The sequence below is a fragment of the Nitrosopumilus oxyclinae genome, from assembly GCF_013407165.1.
Taxonomy (GTDB): Archaea; Thermoproteota; Nitrososphaeria; order Nitrososphaerales; family Nitrosopumilaceae; genus Nitrosopumilus; species Nitrosopumilus oxyclinae.
Genome location: NZ_CP026994.1, coordinates 1,058,663 through 1,073,606 on the forward strand (window position 1 = coordinate 1,058,663; position 14,944 = coordinate 1,073,606).

Below are 14,944 nucleotides of genomic sequence, written 5' to 3' on the forward strand. Positions count from 1 at the left end.
AATTTAACCCTTTTTGGGACAGTCAGATCAGGAAGGTTGATTTAGTTTAAAAAATCAGTCAAATCATGGCAGGAATTGACACTCAAAAAGATGTCTATTTGTTCCTACACGGAAAAATGGATCTTAAAGAAAAAGCAACAAACGCATTGACTGCAAAAGGATTTGTAGCAGATAAAGTCATCATGGCCTTACCAACTAAAATAGGAAAAGTTGGGGATTACATGGCAATGTTATGGATGCCTCCAAACCCAGATCACATCAAGATTCAACAAATCACCAAAGTTGAAGAAGTAGAACCAGAAGGAATGGTTGGTCTTTGGAAAGGAGTATCAAAAGACGATATCGACACTATACCATTAGAGTAGGTTCAGCTGAATCCAGCACCAAACTCATTACCTTTTTCTAAAACATCACTAGAATCAGAATTTTTTAATTTTCTATAAAGTAATGTCTCATAAACCATCTTTAAGGCACTTTCATCATCAAGATCACAGTCGTCCTTGATCTGATTTTTGTATTTTTCTAATTTTGCAACATCCTGCTCATCAGGTGAAATATCATCATGAACCATAAGATTTGCAATTTTTTCTATTTCAGAATTTTGTTGGTCTTCATCCATAATATTATGAATAATTTCTAGTTATTAACAGGTTCGAATTATAAATCAGAAATCAATCCTCTAAGAAAATCAAAAAATTCATCATCAGAAAAAATTATTTCTTCAACTTTATTTTCATTCCTAGCTAATTGTGCAGATTCAAGATGATAGCAAGTCAGTTTCCCATTTAATTTACCAAAATAGAAACCAGGACAAGAACAATAATTACAATCAGGATCAATCCAATGTTCTTCGCCTTTTCCAACTACAGACCAAATTTTACGCTGTGTGGGCTCAAAGATATGTAATTTTACTCGTTTTTCAGAAACTAAAGACTGAACACGATCCAAATCTTTACTCATAAGGGTTTAATCACATATCTTCAGTATAACTTTGATGTTACAAACAAGAATCATTCCATCAAAACCTGTACTAATTTTAGAAGGTGAAAAAAAGAATCTCATAGTTACAGACATCCATATTGGGTTTGAAAGTAATATGGCATCAAATGAAATTTTCATCGGTAAAAATTCAACAATCAATGAGTCTATTCAAGAATTATCAGATATTATAGATTCAGAAAAACCAGATTCAGTAATTATGTTAGGGGACATTAAATCAAGTATCAAAAGCATATCTAGAAATGAATGGGATGAAGTTCCTTTGTTTTTTAAAAAGATTAGAGAAAAATGTGATGTGATATTAATTCCTGGAAATCATGATGCAAATATTCAGAGACTAGTTCCAGACAACATCACAATGATTAGTTCAACAGGAATGGTTGAAGAAAATATTTTGCTGACACATGGCCACACATTACCTTCAGAAAACTTTTCACATGTGGATAAAATCATCATGGGACACCTCCATCCTGTATTTTTTCAAGAAGACTCCATAATCAATGGTCAAAGAGTATGGGTATCAATTAAAACAGATAAAGAAAATATTTTTCCAAATAAATCAGGTGAAATTGAAATAACAATTGTACCATCATTTAACAAATATTTTTACGCAACTCACAGAAAACAATATAAAAAATCCATCTCCCCAATAATTAATAAAATTAATGAAATATCTAAAGCAAAAATAATTACTCTAGATGGAACAATTATTGGAAATGAATCAAATATCAACCAAGTAATTTAATCAAATAATTTTCGTTGCCAATGTTCCCTTCATTGCACAGTTAGGACAACGTTGAGATTTTGCCCAATTTTTAACAGTTTCAGAATATAAAACTCGAATTTTGTATGAATAGCCACAGTTTTGGCATTGAACTTCTGATGAATAACTACTTTTATTCCAATCATCATTAGGATCACGAGTAAATTTAGAAATTAAGTCACGTCCTTTTTCAGAAATACGATATAATGTCAGATCATGGAAGCCAGGTTTGTCATCAAAAGGAATTCTTTGAACTAAACCGTTTTCATCTAAAAAAACCAAAATATCTTTGAGTTTAAATTCTGCAATCTTTATTTTTACAAAATTTATCTTCACATTATTTTTTAGATGAATAAAACGAATTCCATCAGAATTAAATTTTTCAATTTTACTTAGAACTTCATCAAGTTCATCATCAGAAAATTTTTTTGCCATGTCATTTTATAGAATACTTGCGTTTATGTTTTTTATAATTACTCATACTTGTCATAAGGTTCAATTGGATCTTTTGTTGTTTTGTTTGTTCTTAACCATTCCAATGTTTTTACAAAAGAATCTGCCAATTCAATAGTAGTCAAGACAGGTATACCCAATTCAAGTGATTTTCGTCTTATTTGATATTCATCATCAAGCATTCCCACATATTTTTCCAAAGTAGATGTACTTGGAATATTAATAATAAAATCAATTTTTCGTTCATATAATAAATCAGAGATATTTGGTTTTCGTTCAGGTTCTGAAATTTTATGAACAATTTCAATCTGACCAATTTTCTCTTCAAAGAATTCTGCAGTGTGTTCTGTTGCCAAGATTTTAAATCCTAATTGTTTTAATTTAGCAATTGTTGGAACTAGTTTTTCTTTATTTTGTGCACCACCTACAGTAACAAGAGCAGAACCTTTGTCTGGGAGATTATAACCAACAGAGGTCAATCCTTTAGATAATGCATCATAGAAACTATTTCCAAAACATGCAGCTTCTCCAGTAGATTGCATTTCAACACCTAATGCAATATCAGCTCCCTCTAATTGCATGAAAGAGAATTGTGGGACCTTTATTCCATAGTTTTGGATTTTTTGCCATTTATTTTCAGGGATTTTAGGTAGAGGTTTATCCAAAATAGCCTTAGCAGCAAGCGAAATTAAGTTTGTTTTGACCAATTTAGATACAAAAGGCATTGAACGTGATGCACGAATGTTTAGTTCTATTACATAGACATGATCGTCGTGAATTAAAAATTGTAAATTAAATGGTCCTTTAACATTAAAGGTTAAAGCAATTTTTTTCGAATATTCATTAATTGTTTCAATAGTTTTGTTACTTAGACGCCAAGGAGGAATCACCATCATTGCATCACCAGAATGAACGCCAGCACTATCAATATGTTCAACTATTGAACCAATTACAACTTCTTTTCCATTACTTATTCCATCTACATCAACTTCAAGAGAGTTCAACATGAATTTGGATATGACTACAGGATGATCAGGGGATACATCAGTGGCTTCCTTGACATATGTTTTTAGTTCTTCTTGAGACCAAACAACTTTCATTGCAGCACCAGACAAAACATATGAAGGTCTAACAATTACAGGGAATTCGACTTCTTGAGCAAAAGATTTTGCTTCATTAAGATTTGAAAATGCTTGCCATCGTGGTTGTTGAATGTGCAGTTTATCGAGTTCAGCGCTAAATTTAGAACGGTCTTCTGCCCTATCAACATCTTCTGCACTAGTACCCATAATATTTACTCCATGTTGTGCAAGGCCAAGAGTCAAGTTGTTTGCAGTTTGACCTCCAACACAAGTAATGATTCCCTTTGGATGTTCAAATTCAGTAATATCTAAAATTCGTTCCTGAGTTAATTCTTCAAAGTATAATCTTGTACAAATATCATAATCAGTCGATACTGTTTCAGGGTTACAGTTTACCACTGAGACACTTTTTTCACCATTTTCTTGAAGACCCCAAACCATGTTAACAGTACCCCAATCAAATTCAACACTACTTCCTATTCTGTAAGGGCCTGCACCAAGCACAATTATTCCCTTTTCATCCTGTGGAATTACTATGTCATTGGAGTGACCACCATATGTCAAATACAAATAATTTGTAACTGCAGGCCACTCTGCTGCAAGTGTATCAATTTGTTTAACCGAAGGAATTACGCCTAAGTTCTTTCTCAAATCACGAATTTCATCAGGAGTTTTGTCTTTTGCACGTGCAATCTGTTTATCTGAAAAACCAGATTTTTTTGCTTCCCACATTAAAGATTCATCAAGTTCAGAATCTTTTAGTTTCTCTTCAATATTCACAATATTTTTAATTTTTTCTATAAACCAAGGATCAACTGTAGATAATTTGTAAATTCGTTCTACAGTAATTCCCATCTTCAATGCAATTGCAACATGATATAGGACTTGATCATCATGATGAGATAATTTGTATTCAATTTCTTCTTCAGTATATTTAGTTCCATTCGTACGATTCAAAACTAATCCATCATTTCCAATGTCTAGCATTCGAATTGCTTTCTGGAATGATTCCTCAAAAGTTCTACCAATTGCCATTACCTCTCCAACAGATTTCATTGTAGGACCAAGTCGTCTATTTACAAGTTCAAATTTATCAAAATCCCACCTAGGATGTTTGCATACAATGTAATCAAGGGACGGTTCAAAACAAGCAGTAGTGTTTTTGGTAATTCTATTTACCAACTCAGATAAATTATAACCCAGACCAATTTTTGCAGACATGTATGCTAACGGATATCCAGTTGCTTTACTTGCCAATGCAGATGAACGAGAAAGTCTAGGGTTGATTTCAATTGCAACATATTTAGCAGAATCAGGATCTAAAGCATATTGAATATTACATTCACCAACTATACCAACATGTTTTGTTGCACGAAGAGCAGCTGAACGTAACATATGATATTCATGATTATCAATTGTTTGTGATGGTGCAACAACAATATTATCACCAGTATGTGCTTTCATAGAAAGAACATTCTCCATATTACAAACAATTACATTATTTCCATCATAATCTTGCATTACCTCATATTCAATTTGCTTCCAATGGCCAATGTATTCTTCAACTAGTACTTGTTTGACCAGACTAGCTTTGAGACCTCGTTCAACAATTTCATGCAATTCAATTTCATTATAGGCAACACCGCCACCCCTTCCTCCGAGAGTGTATGCAACTCGAATTATCACAGGATAGACAAGTTCTTCAGCTGCTTTTTTAGCATCTTCAAAATTATTGACAGTTTTGCTTTTCAATACAGGGACATTGCATTCATTCATAGAATCTTTGAAAAGCTGCCTATCTTCGGTTTTTTGAATGCCTGCAATCTGAGTTCCAAGTACATTAACACCATATTTTTTCAAAATTCCAGATTCATTAAGATTCACTCCACAGTTTAGTGCAGTTTGTCCTCCATATGCCAACATAACTCCATCAGGTCTTTCTTTTTCGATAATGGATTCCACATACTCGGCATTAACTGGAAGAAGATACACTTGATCTGCAAATCTAGTATCAGTTTGTATAGTTGCAACATTAGGATTAATTAAGACACTGTTAATTCCATCTTCATGTATTGCTTTAAGACATTGACTTCCAGAATAATCAAATTCTCCAGCTTCACCAATTTTAATTGCACCACTTCCCAGTACAAGGATTTTCTTTAAGGATTCATTTTTAGGCAATAATTTATTTCTCCATTAGTTTTTTGAGTTCTTCAAAGACAAATTTACAATCAAAAGGACCAGGAGCAGCTTCGGGATGAAACTGTACTGCAATACAACTTTGTTTTTTATGTTTTATTCCTTCAACTGTCTTATCATCTGCATTAGTAAACCATAATTTAAAGTCAGATTTTTCAATAGATTCAGGAGTTATTCCATATCCATGGTTCTGACTTGTAACATAGACTTGATTATTTTCTAAATTAACACAAGGTTTGTTTTGTCCTCTGTGTCCATACTTTAGTTTGTAAGTTTCTGTATTTCCTGCAATGCCAATAATTTGTGCACCTAAACAAATACCCAATGTAGGAATATTATTTTCAATTAATTTTTTTGCAGTGTCTATAGTATCAGGACATTTTTGTGGGTCACCAGGACCACTACTAAGTACAACACCTTTAGGGTTATACGACATGACATTTTCATATGAAGTATTCCATGGAACTAAGATTGCTTTGTAACCAAGTTCACGAACATTTCTTAAAATAGCATTTTTTGCACCGGTGTCAATTACAACTACAGATTTTTCTTCATCGCCGTAAATTTGTTCTTCTTTTGTAGATACCACATCCATGAATTGTTCAGAATCATAATGTTTTGTAGATTCTAGTTGTTTTTTAACAGATTCAACATCAATCTCAGTGTCAGACACAACTAATGCTGCCATCATCACTCCACCTGTTCGAAGTTTTTTTGTTAATTCACGAGTATCAATTCCAGAAATTCCAGGTACTTTTTCATTGTTCATCCATTCATCCAAAGTCATAGAAAGATTCCAATGACTTGCAGTCAAAGATAATTCATGAACTACCAACCCACGAATTTGTATTTGATCAGATTCAAAGAATTTTGAAATTCCATCTTTATCAACAATTGATGGATCGGGAACGCCATAATTTCCAACCAAAGGATAAGTCAAAGTGAGAATTTGACCATTATACGATGGATCAGTTAAAGCCTCAGTGTAGCCAACCATTCCAGTATTGAAAACAATTTCTCCAAAAACAGTTGTAGAATAACCAAAACCGTGACCATCAAGAACAGTACCATCATCAAAGATCAGTTTTCCAAACTTGTTTGCGTGGTTTGATTTCTTTGTAGTAATTGTGACCCTCGTAAAGTCCGAGTTATTATGAATTTAAGTTTTATGCGTAAATGAAATTCAAAAAACTGATCGCAAAATAAGAATAATCAATCAGAGGGCTTGGAACTCTTCGCTCCATTTGTGATAAGCGCGAATCATATCAATAGAAACACTAGGTTTTCTTCTAGCCATTATATTTTTGAAATCAGCAGTTGTTAGATCTCTTGGTTGGATAGGAGTTTCACCTTCAACTGGTTCATGGTAATCAGGAGCATCGAAAATTTCATGAACTGTCTTAATTTGTGCGGCTTGACAGACATCTTTAATGTCACTTGCACTATATCCATCAAATAGTTTTGCCAATTCAGTATTGTTTACATTGATATGTTTACTCAACGGAGCAGTATATTGTTCAAATAGATTTTCTCTTGCTGCTTGAGTAGGTAATGACACATAGATTCTTTTTTGGAATCTTCTAAGGAAAGGCCAATCAAGACTCCATGGTTTATTGGTTGCACCAATCACATACAACATCAAATCTTTACCTTTTCCATTAACTCCATCCATTTCAGTTAAGAATTGATTTTTAGTTCTTACTTCTCCACCGACTTCACTACTTCTAGAGCCTAACAAAGAATCTACTTCATCTACAAATAAAATAACAGGCTTTCCTTCTTTTTCAGCATATTGTCTTGCCATAGCAAATAGTTTTGAAACATTCTTTTCTGCTTCACCAAGCCATTTACTCATCATAGATGATGCATCCACATTAATGAAATAACCATCCATTTCATTTGCAGTTGCTGCTGCAAGCATTGTTTTTCCTGTACCTGGTGGACCATAAAGTAACATTCCTTTTGGCCATCCAAGAGGAAACAAATCAGGTCTTTTAGTAGGATAAACTATAGATTCACGTAATGCACTTTTAGCATCATCTAAACCAATTACTTGATCCCAAGTAACATCAGGTTTTTCTTTCATAACTAATTCTTCAAAATCATTTTCATTTTCTTGTCTCTGAACAGATTTCTTTTGATCTGAATCAGAAGCTTTTGGATCAACTGCTGGTTCAACACCATGAGATTGCTGTAAAGCTTGAATTCTTCCATGGTAAGAGTTACATCGTTCTTTGTAAATTTGATTTAGTTTACTAGTAGGATAAAGTTGTAATAATTTTACCAAAGCATCTATTGCATGCTGATAATGTGTGATTGCCATTCCACGAGCACCTTGAGAATCAAATTTGATGGCTTCAGAAGCATATTTGCTTGCTGTGTTTTCTAATTCTTGGGGGGCTAAACTCATTCTAATTACCTACGCAGTTTCCTCTCGAGAATTTTGTTGGTATTCTACTGTGTTAATCTCTGTCACAAAATTGGTTAAATTAATTGCACTTGTTTCATGTTCATTATAGTCAGGACCATCAAGGTATTTTTTTTTAAAATCAGACTTGTCTGAGATATTGACATGCATGTCTTTGACTTTGTTAATAGAATCCTCAGCAGAGAGTATCAATTCAGAAACCTCACCATCCAAATCTTCAAGGGAGCCGGCAGTTTCATCAATTATCGAGGCGAAATGCTTTAGAATTGAGCGCATTTCTTTCTTATCTGCATATTTACACATCATAAAATTGGCAATTCCAACAATTTTATCCAGATCTTGTAGTTCCTCCAAGGTAAGTTTATCAATTTTTGAATCCTCTGAAGGTTTTACTTCAGATAGTTTTTTGTCAATTATTGAGGAAATAGATTTTATTCGTTCTAGGTCTTTTGAAAAATCTCGTTTTTGATTTAGCATATCAGGTGTTGCATAATTTCAAAAAATCAAGATTAGGGTACTGCTTACTTAATTTAGAGTCCACCATCAATTTTACTTCATTAAGTTTAGACGAAGATTCATAATTGGATTGACTAAAATCAAATCTAGCAGTTGTTAAAGCAGCAGAATCTATGACGATACTACCTAAATGAACTGAGATTTCAGATAGTTTTTGACTACAATTTGGGATTAATTCAAAAAGTTGTGCACTAACAATTCTAATCATAGGGATTGTAGAGGGTAAAATTTCAGGTATGCTACTTATGTTTGAAATTCTCCCCATGTTCTTTTGTACAGAAAGTAATATCTCTAAAGAGAATGTTACAAGATGTTCTAGTTTTAATGCAACAGTATGAAGTTTATCAGATTCATCAAAATCATGAATTAAACCTTGATTTGCTTTTTTTATTTGAATTTGTTTATCATTAAGAACATCAATTACATCATTGAGTATATTTATAGAATATTTTAATCGTGGAACCAGAGTTACAGAATGAGAGATGTTTTCAATTTCTATTGAATTAATACTGCATTTTACCAACATACCGACTAACAATTCTAAATTTTGTATTTGAGGACGATGTATCAAATATTTTAGTAACCACAGTTACACCTATCAACAGATACAATTTTGATTTTTTTTGAGTATTTGTGTAAAGGAATTTAGCTCTCAATTTTACCTAATAACAAATCAAAGAAAACCATGGTAAATGAGCACGTTTTAACAGTCAGTCTAGAAGAATTTGGATTAAGTAAATACGAAGCACAGGCATATGTGGCATTAATAGCAAAGGGCACTATTTCAGCAGGAGATCTTGCATATTATTCAGAGATTCCAAGAACAAAAATCTACCCAACATTATTGAAATTAGAAAATAAAAAACTAGTCATCATTTCAAAAAGTAAACCAATTATGTGTACAGCAATTGCTCCAGAAGATGCTTTTGATGGAATAATTCATGAGCAGATCAATAAGGTAAACGCCATGAATGCTTTGATTTCTAATTTAAAGAAAGCAAGTGAAGAAAGTAGAAAGACTCGAGGCTCTGAAGAAAAAAGATATTTTCATTTAAGTGCAAATAACGTCTTATCACAACTACAAACTATGATTGAAGGTTCAAAATCATCAATCAAAATCATGACTGACCAATGGGGTTTTGGATTATTAGCTGAATGTAAAGAACAGTTGTTATCAGTATTACGAAGAAATTTAGATGTGAAAGTTCTAGTAGCACCATCTCAAATTTGTTCTGAATCGTTTAGAGTAATTCCAGACGGAGTAGAAATCAGAGCATCAGACATTACACAAAACTGCTTTATTTTTGATGAAACAGAATTGCTAATGGTAGATAATAGCAATGGTAAAGGGGCAATATTTTCATCTACAGACATTTTGGGAATAAACCAAGAAAAAATATTTTCCAATATTTGGAAAAACGCAATTAAGACAAAAGCATTAGGAGATATGACAAAAACTGAAGCACAAGAGATTTACAAAATTATTAAAATCGTCAATGAAATAGGTTTACCATATTTACTAAATTCTACAATGGTATCTAAAAAACCAGAAGCAGATATGGTTAAACTTTTGGAGAAGAACGGAGTTTCTTTAAAATCAAAAACACTAGATGACGTGATTGAGATTATTGATGCAATAATGCAAATCACATGTTCAGGCCATGTTAATTTTGAGGCAAATACCAAAAACATTACAATAGAATCAAAATTAAACAGTGGACATTCATTACCATGGGTGTCAATTTTAGATGGATGTCTTCAAAAACAAGGGTACAAAACAAGAACAATCTATCAAAATAATTCAAGCAAAGGCGAAAAAGTCCATATTAAAATAACAAAAAATTAAAAAACTATTCTAATAGTTTTGAATTAGTGTTTAATTTTTTTTGAGACTCTTTATAGGCAATATATGAGATAAATTCCGAAGTGCTTTGAAAAGGAGCATTACCTAGAAGGTTTTTCTCAATAAATGCAGAAACAGTATTTGCTAGTTTTTCACTATCAATCATCTTTGTATTCTTGCTTAATTAGTTCAATAGTCTTAGAATCAAATTTTGCAAAGCATTTATTCAATTCTTCCTCATCTAATTCTTCGTCATGATACAGCATTACAATAATGAATTTGAGACCAACATTCATTACAATAGTAGGTAAGAAAGATGTACAAAATACTCAGTTTTCATACCATGTTATAATCAGCAGGCTCCATTGGAGTCAAAATTTTAGTCATCACCAATAAATAATTCAATTAAAGAGTAAGGCCATGCAAATGGTTTCAATTGAATATATTTTAGAATGCATGAATGATGAAAAAAATTATCTGGGAGACTTGTGGCAAACTTGCCTAAATAACAAAAAAAGATTCAAAAAAAGCAAGCTAAAAGAAATTTTAAAAAAAATGGAACTGTTAGGTCACATTAAAAAACACGGCTACAAAGATGATGCATATTATGTAAAACATTATCATTATTCATTTGAAGAGCATATTGGTTTTATCAACAACAATATTTTTACATATGAATCTAAAATAAATTCTGCAATTAAAAATTTAGAAAATAAAAAAATATTTTTGGACATATCAAAAGATCTTAGTGCGTATAAATTTAGTAAATATACAAAATCAGACTATGAATCATTACTAATTAGTATGACAAGTATGTTTGAATTAGCATCATCAATACTGTGGACTAAAGAAAATAGTGAAGATAAAGAATTAAAAAAAGAAATAACAAAATGCTTTAAACAAATTAATGAATTTATGGATGAAATAAATCGCAGATTACTTGAAGGGAGAAAAACTCAAGAACGAATAGTATTACAACGAGAATTTACAGGTAAAATTCCAAAAGCAGGATATCTAAAAATATAAAAATAATTTTCAAGTGTCACCAGAGACATTTACTAGATCCTCATCATAAAACGCCCCTAGTGACAATTAATAGGAAATTTTTCACATATACAAAATCTTCTAATTATTTTCAATGTAGAGAACATACATTTGGTAAATTCAAAATACTAAAATCAGACCCAAATTAAGCATCATAATCATGATTGAAGAAAAACTTGAATCCATAGGAGTTAAACTTCCAAATCCACCTACTCCCGCAGGATCATATGTCCCAGTCATACGTACAGGTAATTTGTTATTTATCTCAGGTCAAATTCCAATGGAAGATGGAAAAGTAATTTTTACAGGAAAAGTTTCAGATAACAATTTAGTGACTGCCCAAAAATCTGCCCGAATGTGTGCAATTAACATACTTGCTCAAATTAAAAGAGAAATTGGAAGTCTAGACAAAGTTACAAGAATTGTGAAACTTTCAGGATTTGTAAATTCTATGCCAGAGTTTACACAACATCCCAAAGTCATCAATCCTGCATCAGATTTACTCTTTGAGATATTTGGAGAAAAAGGAAAACATGCAAGAGTTGCAGTTGGAGTAGCTTGTCTGCCATTGGATTCAATGACTGAAATAGATGCAATTGTAGAATTTGCAGAATAGCCTAACAGACAGATGAAGAAAGTTCTAAAAAAGAATAGAGAAAATAAAATTCAAAGTTAAGAAGATTACTATACCTTCATAGAAACAATTCATATACAGTTGTGATTTAGTGATAAAAATGCTAAAGATTTCATTATTTATGTTAATCATAATTTCAATGGCATCTAGCTCAGCATTTGCAGAGCCAACTTTAGAAGTAAAAGTATCATCTGAACAAATCAATGCATTAGATTCAATTTGGATTTCAGGTAAAATAACAGATGTATCTGAATTCAAACCCGTAAAACTCCGAATTATAGGTCCTGACGGGGCACTTGTTTTTGCCCCACAGTTAGCAATTGGAGATAATGGAGAATTTAAAAAATTATTAAATCATCCAATTCCAAGTTTCAAGGCTGGAACATATTTGATTACAGCAAGTCATGAAGATTCAGAAGTAACAGCATCCACTCAATTTACAGTTATAGCCCAAGCAATACCAAGAAATGAAATTCCAAATACAACTCAAGAGAAAACAATAGAGAGAAAAGTACCGATGGCAACAAATGGAATCACATTGATTGCGGATGCAGTAAACGGCTCAGATGTAATTGCAATAACTGGAAATACAAGTTTGAGAGGCTCAGATATCACATTAATTGTTAATTCCCCTATGGGGAATCTAATGACTATAGCACAAGTAACCCCAGGAATTAACGGAAATTTTGAAGTGGAGATTAAGACAGGAGGTCCAATGTGGAAAGAAGACGGCATGTATACAATTACTGCAAATCAAGGTACATCATCAGAGATTAAAAAATCAATTCAAGTTGAAATCAAAGACGGAGTAGTAGTACCTGAATTTGGAGTCATAGCTTCACTTGTTTTAGCAATATCAATTATCTCCATAATCATAGTATCATCAAAATCAAAACTTGCTATACCAACTAGATTTTAATTCCACATACAAACACAAAGAATATGTTTAGTTTAGACGACATAAAATCAGAAAAATATATTTCACTTGAAACTTATCGAAAAAACAATCAACCAGTAAAAACCCCTGTTTGGTTTGTAATTAAAGATAATTTGATTTATGTTGTAACTAGAGAACAAACAGGTAAAGTAAAACGGCTTAAAAATAATTTACAAGTAAAATTTGCATTGTGTTCAATGAGGGGTAAAATTACAGGAGAATGGATTTCAGGCACTGCAAAAATATTATCTGAACTGGAAACTAAAGAAGCAGTAAAGATGAGAGATAAAAAATACGGATTCATGGCAAAGGTTGCAAAATTTGCTAGTAAAAGTAAAGGAAAATTTTTTGCTTTTACAATATCGCAATCATAAATTCCAATCCATTTCAGATATCATTTAGATTAAAAGTGAATCAAACAATTTTTTGTAATTTTAGTTCTTGTTTTAATTTGTAAGCAGTCAATCCTGCAAATCCAAAGATTATGATCAATCCCAGATAAGATAAAACTTGACTATATTCTATCAGAACAGCAGATACACCAGTTCCTACAATACCTGGAAGTAAAGACAATGCATAGAGCCACCAACCACAACAACCAAGAGGAACCAAAGAAAAAAATGAGAAAAAAGAGGTAGCAGCAGTACTTCCAGTATTTCCACTAAACGTTTTTTTCTTTACATCTAGTTTACAACCCAATGTCTTACTTTTCTCTGAAAGGAATATTTGTAATCCAATTCCAATCCCCATTCCAATTATCACTATTGAATTTAGTTGAAATGCAGCACTAATTGCATCTTGAGGCTCCAATGCAGGAGTTGTAATTACAACTACAGAAAGATACACTGTAATTGTAATCATACCTGCAAGTATTGCCTTTCTAAGAGGTTTCATCATGCACCATCATAAACTAGAGTTTGAGGATGAAATGCAACCCATTCAAACCAAAATCCAGGCTCAATTGGCATTCGTTTTAACTGCATTCCAATATTCTCACCAGATATAGATAATCCATCATAGTTCCACTCAGAATTTGTTTGCATGTCTATAATTTTTCCATCATCATACACAAAGTCTAATGTATTTCCATTTACAGTTCTCTCAAATGCACGAGAATTTTCAGAAAACAATGAAACCAGCATTATAGGGGCATCACCAATAAAATCATTAATCAAAATTTTAGATTCAATGTCATTTTGTTTGTAAGCTTTGTAAATATTATCTTGATTAAATCCAATGATTATTTCTTTTGGATTTAATCGATCATCTCTATGTTCTACTGGGAACATTATTCGCGGTTCGGTGTAATAGTTTCCATAAGGATCAGTAGAATACGAACGAATGTAACCAGTATCAGTAGTCAATACCAAAGTATCAGGATGAAGTTTCTTCCAATCACCCCAAGTAATTACATCAAATGGAATTAGATTTAATTTGTATCCTGTTAATTCACCCTTTACTGCAATTCCAAGAGCTTGACTCCAATAGGATTCAGTAAATCGATCATACATTAACAAATTACTGTTGTATAACTTTCCAGAAGTTCCAAATTCCACTTCTTGTCCATTAATAATTCTCTCAAAAACCTGATTAGTGTAGCATAAAGGACAGTACGTAACAGATACTGGAACATCACCAACTCTATCATTAACAATTTCATGCCAAACTAAGATGAAAATAGGATAAGCTTTCACTTCTCCGTTAATTTCCAATCCAATTACAGTGTCAGAGTCAGACATAAAATCAGAATTTCGAATCTCTGCAAATACAGGATCGTCAATTGACGGAATTCCATCTTTTGGTGGTCCGCCCCCCTTTATCTTATCAAGTGGAATACTATGCTTTACCCCATTTGTCTCCATAATCATCATGGAATCAGGCTCAGAAATGAGTTCAGAGGCAGACTCCATAGAAGTAAAATCAACAACATTGTCTGAATCAGATAAAAACAATATAGAGAATATTACAATTGCAACTCCAAATACAATGACGGGTACAAGTATCTTTAGATTCAATGTAGAATAGATTTGATTTGCAAATTATTAA

Annotated in this window: 18 protein-coding genes; 7 read left to right on the forward strand and 11 right to left on the reverse strand. The window is 32.3% G+C overall.

From position 1 onward, the window contains the following. Nucleotides 1–65 precede the first annotated feature (65 nt). Nucleotides 66–365, forward strand: a complete 300-nt coding sequence (locus tag C5F49_RS06360) for a hypothetical protein (RefSeq protein ID WP_179362167.1) — start codon at nucleotides 66–68, stop codon at nucleotides 363–365. 2 nt (nucleotides 366–367) lie between these two features. Here the strand turns inward: C5F49_RS06360 and C5F49_RS06365 are convergent, their stop codons facing one another. Both C5F49_RS06365 and C5F49_RS06370 read right to left on the reverse strand, forming a co-directional pair. Continuing rightward, nucleotides 368–619, reverse strand: coding sequence for a hypothetical protein (locus C5F49_RS06365; protein WP_179362168.1), 252 nt, complete (start codon nucleotides 617–619; stop codon nucleotides 368–370). A gap of 38 nt (nucleotides 620–657) precedes the next feature. Then, nucleotides 658–960, reverse strand: a complete 303-nt coding sequence (locus C5F49_RS06370) for a hypothetical protein (protein WP_179362169.1) — start codon at nucleotides 958–960, stop codon at nucleotides 658–660. A gap of 34 nt (nucleotides 961–994) precedes the next feature. On the opposite strand from C5F49_RS06370, the gene C5F49_RS06375 reads away from it, so the two are divergent. Next, nucleotides 995–1,744, forward strand: a complete 750-nt coding sequence (locus C5F49_RS06375) for a metallophosphoesterase (protein WP_179362170.1) — start codon at nucleotides 995–997, stop codon at nucleotides 1,742–1,744. Here C5F49_RS06375 and C5F49_RS06380 read toward each other — a convergent pair whose 3' ends face one another. From C5F49_RS06380 to C5F49_RS06405, 6 genes are all read right to left on the reverse strand, one after another. Then, a complete protein-coding gene (locus C5F49_RS06380; RefSeq protein WP_179362171.1) occupies nucleotides 1,745–2,197 on the reverse strand; it encodes a hypothetical protein in 453 nt (150 codons plus the stop codon). A gap of 38 nt (nucleotides 2,198–2,235) precedes the next feature. Next, nucleotides 2,236–5,478: a carbamoyl-phosphate synthase (glutamine-hydrolyzing) large subunit gene (carB, locus tag C5F49_RS06385; protein WP_179362172.1), complete on the reverse strand. Its 3,243-nt coding sequence runs from the start codon at nucleotides 5,476–5,478 to the stop codon at nucleotides 2,236–2,238. 4 nt (nucleotides 5,479–5,482) lie between these two features. Continuing rightward, entirely contained in the window at nucleotides 5,483–6,580 is a 1,098-nt protein-coding gene (gene carA, locus C5F49_RS06390; RefSeq protein WP_246275410.1) for a glutamine-hydrolyzing carbamoyl-phosphate synthase small subunit, read from the reverse strand. A 132-nt stretch (nucleotides 6,581–6,712) separates the two neighbouring features. Beyond that, nucleotides 6,713–7,906, reverse strand: coding sequence for an AAA family ATPase (locus C5F49_RS06395; protein ID WP_179362173.1), 1,194 nt, complete (start codon nucleotides 7,904–7,906; stop codon nucleotides 6,713–6,715). Between the two features lie 9 nt (nucleotides 7,907–7,915). After that, on the reverse strand, nucleotides 7,916–8,401 hold the full coding sequence (locus C5F49_RS06400; protein ID WP_179362174.1) for a hypothetical protein: 486 nt from the start codon (nucleotides 8,399–8,401) through the stop codon (nucleotides 7,916–7,918). Between the two features lies 1 nt (nucleotide 8,402). Beyond that, nucleotides 8,403–8,966: a hypothetical protein gene (locus C5F49_RS06405; protein WP_179362175.1), complete on the reverse strand. Its 564-nt coding sequence runs from the start codon at nucleotides 8,964–8,966 to the stop codon at nucleotides 8,403–8,405. Nucleotides 8,967–9,125: 159 nt separating this feature from the next. Between C5F49_RS06405 and C5F49_RS06410 the strand changes: the two genes are divergently transcribed. Continuing rightward, a complete protein-coding gene (locus C5F49_RS06410) occupies nucleotides 9,126–10,286 on the forward strand; it encodes a TrmB family transcriptional regulator (protein WP_179362176.1) in 1,161 nt (386 codons plus the stop codon). Between the two features lie 155 nt (nucleotides 10,287–10,441). Here C5F49_RS06410 and C5F49_RS06415 read toward each other — a convergent pair whose 3' ends face one another. Continuing rightward, nucleotides 10,442–10,579 (reverse strand): hypothetical protein, encoded by a 138-nt coding sequence (locus tag C5F49_RS06415; protein WP_179362177.1) that lies wholly within the window; start codon nucleotides 10,577–10,579, stop codon nucleotides 10,442–10,444. Nucleotides 10,580–10,709: 130 nt separating this feature from the next. Between C5F49_RS06415 and C5F49_RS06420 the strand changes: the two genes are divergently transcribed. From C5F49_RS06420 to C5F49_RS06435, 4 genes are all read left to right on the forward strand, one after another. Then, nucleotides 10,710–11,309 carry a hypothetical protein gene (locus C5F49_RS06420; protein ID WP_246275304.1) on the forward strand — a complete coding sequence of 200 codons (600 nt, stop codon included), beginning with the start codon at nucleotides 10,710–10,712 and terminating at the stop codon, nucleotides 11,307–11,309. 178 nt (nucleotides 11,310–11,487) lie between these two features. Beyond that, nucleotides 11,488–11,943 carry a RidA family protein gene (locus C5F49_RS06425; protein WP_179362179.1) on the forward strand — a complete coding sequence of 152 codons (456 nt, stop codon included), beginning with the start codon at nucleotides 11,488–11,490 and terminating at the stop codon, nucleotides 11,941–11,943. A gap of 157 nt (nucleotides 11,944–12,100) precedes the next feature. Next, nucleotides 12,101–12,880, forward strand: a complete 780-nt coding sequence (locus C5F49_RS06430; RefSeq protein WP_246275305.1) for a PEFG-CTERM sorting domain-containing protein — start codon at nucleotides 12,101–12,103, stop codon at nucleotides 12,878–12,880. Nucleotides 12,881–12,903: 23 nt separating this feature from the next. Further along, on the forward strand, nucleotides 12,904–13,272 hold the full coding sequence (locus tag C5F49_RS06435) for a PPOX class F420-dependent oxidoreductase (protein WP_179362181.1): 369 nt from the start codon (nucleotides 12,904–12,906) through the stop codon (nucleotides 13,270–13,272). Nucleotides 13,273–13,312: 40 nt separating this feature from the next. Here the strand turns inward: C5F49_RS06435 and C5F49_RS06440 are convergent, their stop codons facing one another. Then, nucleotides 13,313–13,792: a hypothetical protein gene (locus C5F49_RS06440; RefSeq protein ID WP_179362182.1), complete on the reverse strand. Its 480-nt coding sequence runs from the start codon at nucleotides 13,790–13,792 to the stop codon at nucleotides 13,313–13,315. After that, complete coding sequence (locus C5F49_RS06445; RefSeq protein ID WP_179362183.1) at nucleotides 13,792–14,913, reverse strand: DUF3179 domain-containing protein; 1,122 nt, start codon at nucleotides 14,911–14,913, stop codon at nucleotides 13,792–13,794. The genes C5F49_RS06440 and C5F49_RS06445 overlap by 1 nt, the downstream gene beginning before the upstream one ends. Nucleotides 14,914–14,944 lie beyond the last annotated feature (31 nt).

Coding starts and splice junctions, on each gene's coding strand:
- C5F49_RS06430 (WP_246275305.1), top strand. CDS start 12,101: ATGGCATCTAGCTCAGCATTTGCAGAGCCAACTTTAGAAGTAAAAGTA.
- C5F49_RS06435 (WP_179362181.1), top strand. CDS start 12,904: ATGTTTAGTTTAGACGACATAAAATCAGAAAAATATATTTCACTTGAA.
- C5F49_RS06365 (WP_179362168.1), bottom strand. CDS start 619: ATGGATGAAGACCAACAAAATTCTGAAATAGAAAAAATTGCAAATCTT.
- C5F49_RS06420 (WP_246275304.1), top strand. CDS start 10,710: ATGGTTTCAATTGAATATATTTTAGAATGCATGAATGATGAAAAAAAT.
- C5F49_RS06415 (WP_179362177.1), bottom strand. CDS start 10,579: ATGAATGTTGGTCTCAAATTCATTATTGTAATGCTGTATCATGACGAA.
- C5F49_RS06410 (WP_179362176.1), top strand. CDS start 9,126: ATGGTAAATGAGCACGTTTTAACAGTCAGTCTAGAAGAATTTGGATTA.
- C5F49_RS06405 (WP_179362175.1), bottom strand. CDS start 8,966: ATGTTGGTAAAATGCAGTATTAATTCAATAGAAATTGAAAACATCTCT.
- C5F49_RS06375 (WP_179362170.1), top strand. CDS start 995: ATGTTACAAACAAGAATCATTCCATCAAAACCTGTACTAATTTTAGAA.
- C5F49_RS06440 (WP_179362182.1), bottom strand. CDS start 13,792: ATGAAACCTCTTAGAAAGGCAATACTTGCAGGTATGATTACAATTACA.
- C5F49_RS06400 (WP_179362174.1), bottom strand. CDS start 8,401: ATGCTAAATCAAAAACGAGATTTTTCAAAAGACCTAGAACGAATAAAA.
- C5F49_RS06360 (WP_179362167.1), top strand. CDS start 66: ATGGCAGGAATTGACACTCAAAAAGATGTCTATTTGTTCCTACACGGA.
- C5F49_RS06395 (WP_179362173.1), bottom strand. CDS start 7,906: ATGAGTTTAGCCCCCCAAGAATTAGAAAACACAGCAAGCAAATATGCT.
- C5F49_RS06425 (WP_179362179.1), top strand. CDS start 11,488: ATGATTGAAGAAAAACTTGAATCCATAGGAGTTAAACTTCCAAATCCA.
- C5F49_RS06370 (WP_179362169.1), bottom strand. CDS start 960: ATGAGTAAAGATTTGGATCGTGTTCAGTCTTTAGTTTCTGAAAAACGA.
- C5F49_RS06380 (WP_179362171.1), bottom strand. CDS start 2,197: ATGGCAAAAAAATTTTCTGATGATGAACTTGATGAAGTTCTAAGTAAA.